Raw genomic sequence first — 2,256 nt, 5'->3', positions numbered from 1 at the left:
CATTCCCGCTTCGTCAAGGACAACGACTGCGCGGTCGGGCAGATTCCACCGCTCATCGGGCAGGCCGTGGCCGACGTGTTGTTTGGTCGAGTGTTTGTAGACGAGCTTGTGCAACGTGTCCGAATCGAGACCGGCACCGTCTCGCAACGCCTGCGCCGCCCGAGCCTCGCAGCATGTCGCCGGGCTGCGCTGCCGGGGCGAGGTCGACAACACCGGCAGACGCCATTGCCTCGGCGCAAACGTCTTCGATCGTCGCGGCGATCGTGTCCGGGTCGGGACCAGTGACCCGCATCGCAATCTGTTCGATCAGCTGCGGCCCGGCCCATTCCGCATGCCGCATCTCGACTGCTTCGAGGACTTCGTCGATCGACGGCCGCACCATCGCCACTTGCCGCAGCGGGTGCGCCAAAGTTGCCGCCAGCATCTCATCGACATCCACGATCTCGTCGGCGCGTGCCCGCCACCGATCGCGCAGTGTCGATGTCGGCAGCCCGGCATCCGATGCCTTCGCTGGACGGGTGGCGAGACCGCTGTCTCCCCCGCCAGGAGACCACGGCGTCGAGAGCCGACGGCAGACAACGATGTGCAGCAGTACCCCATTGCTGAGGTAAAGGCCGCCCTGCGCGAAAAACGGGACAACGTTCTGGCGAAGTATCTGTCTCGGTCTTCACCAGGCGCATTTCTCGACGCCGAGGCGAGCGACAAGAAGTCGAGGGGCGAAACGGCTCACGCCTTCGCCAGCCGATGCCCTCATCGACCGCGCACGACGCTTCACCCGATCGTGCAAGGCGTCGTGCGACCGATCGTGTCCGGTCCACCTCGATACGCCGATGTCCCCCAATGTCGAATGAGTCGCCTTTACCTCTGCATGACGCTCACTCCGACAGTTCGCACCTCGCCGCCCAATCGCAAGGTGCCACGAGCACTTCTTGTCAGCGTCCGAGAGGCGGCCGACATGCTGGCGATCAGTCGCTCGTCCGTCTACAACCTGATCGACGCAGATCAGCTCACGCCGATCCGTATCGGCCGAAGTGTCCGGTTTCCCGTCGAACAGCTCGAACGATTTGTCGCTGCACGGATCGCCGGCGAGGCCGCCGCGTCGTCGGCGCGCGGGTGACCACGGATTACACCTCCGCGGGTTCGATCGGCGCGACCGGTCCGTTCGGGGCCCACTTCTTGCCAGTCGGCTTCCGTGGAGAACTGCGGCGACCGCCGTTCGCCAAGCTGCGTTTCGGCTCGACCCCCGGCGTTTCCAACGCCGTCGACAACCGGTGAATGGTCGACCACCGCGTATCGAGGCGACCATTCTCGATCCGCGAGATGTCAGCCTGCGCGACGCCGGCGCGATCGGCGAGTTGAGCCTGCGTCCAACCCAAGTCGATCCGGCGTTCGCGGATCAAGCCTCCGGGACTGCTCATTCCCGCGAGGGTCGCGAGATCGGCCATACAGTCAAACATATGTGCTTTTCCACATCACCGGCAAGCACTCCCGACACGTCCACGACAGATTCCAAGGTCCGGTGACAGAAGCGGTGTGGTCGTAAGGTTGGACAGGTGCCTCGGCTGAGCGAGTTCTACGGGATCGTGATCTACAGGTACTTCGCGGATCACAATCCGCCCCACTTCCATGCGATCTACGCCGAACACGAAGCGCTGATCCGAATCGATGACGACTCGACGATCAGGGGCGGCCTCCCACGGACTGCTGCGCGACTCGTCGAGCAGTGGCGAGCACTACACCAGAGCGAACTTGCGACCAACTGATCCCTGGCGCAGGAGCCAGCAGCCCTATCGGGCATCGAGCCGCTCCAGTAACCTGTGAAGATGACCGATCTCGCCCGAGTCACCGCTGTCAAGCATCTCGGCGCACGAGAGCTGAGCATCACGTTCTCAGACGGCCTCGTGCGCGAACTCGACTTCGCCGATGCTTTGCCGGGCGTGCTTGCATCGATCGACGACGACGAGAGCTTCGCTGCAGCCGCAGTGGACTCGGTGGCCGGAACGGTCGCGTGGCCGAACGGCATCGATCTCGATCCTGACGTACTGCACGGCGATCAACAAGCAGCAGCGGCGACGCAGCCGCGACTTCTCCGCGAGTACCGGCTCGAACGCACCGGCTGACTGCCAGGGTTCGGGATTTCTACTTGCCGGTGAGTCTCAGGGTTACTCTCAAATGAGCCGATTTCGGCTTGGACGAATCTCTGACCAGGGACGATCCACAGTTGGTCGGAATCCCACGCCTTCCGCGCTGACGTTT

Annotated in this window: 5 protein-coding genes; 3 read left to right on the top strand and 2 right to left on the bottom strand. The window is 63.7% G+C overall.

From position 1 onward, the window contains the following. The coding region (locus ACH2EI_RS09985; protein WP_395159890.1) for an AAA family ATPase at positions 1-213 on the bottom strand (213 nt) is incomplete at its 3' end. On the opposite strand from ACH2EI_RS09985, the gene ACH2EI_RS09980 reads away from it, so the two are divergent. Further along, on the top strand, positions 116-1,117 hold the full coding sequence (locus tag ACH2EI_RS09980) for a helix-turn-helix domain-containing protein (RefSeq protein WP_395159888.1): 1,002 nt from the start codon (positions 116-118) through the stop codon (positions 1,115-1,117). The genes ACH2EI_RS09985 and ACH2EI_RS09980 overlap by 98 nt on opposite strands. A gap of 7 nt (positions 1,118-1,124) precedes the next feature. Here ACH2EI_RS09980 and ACH2EI_RS09975 read toward each other — a convergent pair whose 3' ends face one another. After that, a complete protein-coding gene (locus ACH2EI_RS09975) occupies positions 1,125-1,418 on the bottom strand; it encodes a helix-turn-helix transcriptional regulator (protein ID WP_395154560.1) in 294 nt (97 codons plus the stop codon). A gap of 135 nt (positions 1,419-1,553) precedes the next feature. Between ACH2EI_RS09975 and ACH2EI_RS09970 the strand changes: the two genes are divergently transcribed. Continuing rightward, entirely contained in the window at positions 1,554-1,763 is a 210-nt protein-coding gene (locus ACH2EI_RS09970) for a DUF4160 domain-containing protein (RefSeq protein WP_395154559.1), read from the top strand. Between the two features lie 60 nt (positions 1,764-1,823). Continuing rightward, complete coding sequence (locus ACH2EI_RS09965; protein ID WP_395154558.1) at positions 1,824-2,120, top strand: DUF2442 domain-containing protein; 297 nt, start codon at positions 1,824-1,826, stop codon at positions 2,118-2,120. Positions 2,121-2,256: the final 136 nt, after the last annotated feature.

This window comes from Ilumatobacter sp. (genome assembly GCF_041688325.1).
GTDB lineage: Bacteria > Actinomycetota > Acidimicrobiia > Acidimicrobiales > Ilumatobacteraceae > Ilumatobacter_A.
Note: the sequence above shows the minus strand (reverse complement) of the source record. Positions and strands in the feature narration are given on the sequence as shown.

What these genes read in the sequence shown, in the direction of transcription:
- ACH2EI_RS09965 (WP_395154558.1), top strand. Translation starts at nt 1,824, where the DNA reads ATGACCGATCTCGCCCGAGTCACCGCTGTCAAGCATCTCGGCGCACGA.
- ACH2EI_RS09975 (WP_395154560.1), bottom strand. Translation starts at nt 1,418, where the DNA reads ATGAGCAGTCCCGGAGGCTTGATCCGCGAACGCCGGATCGACTTGGGT.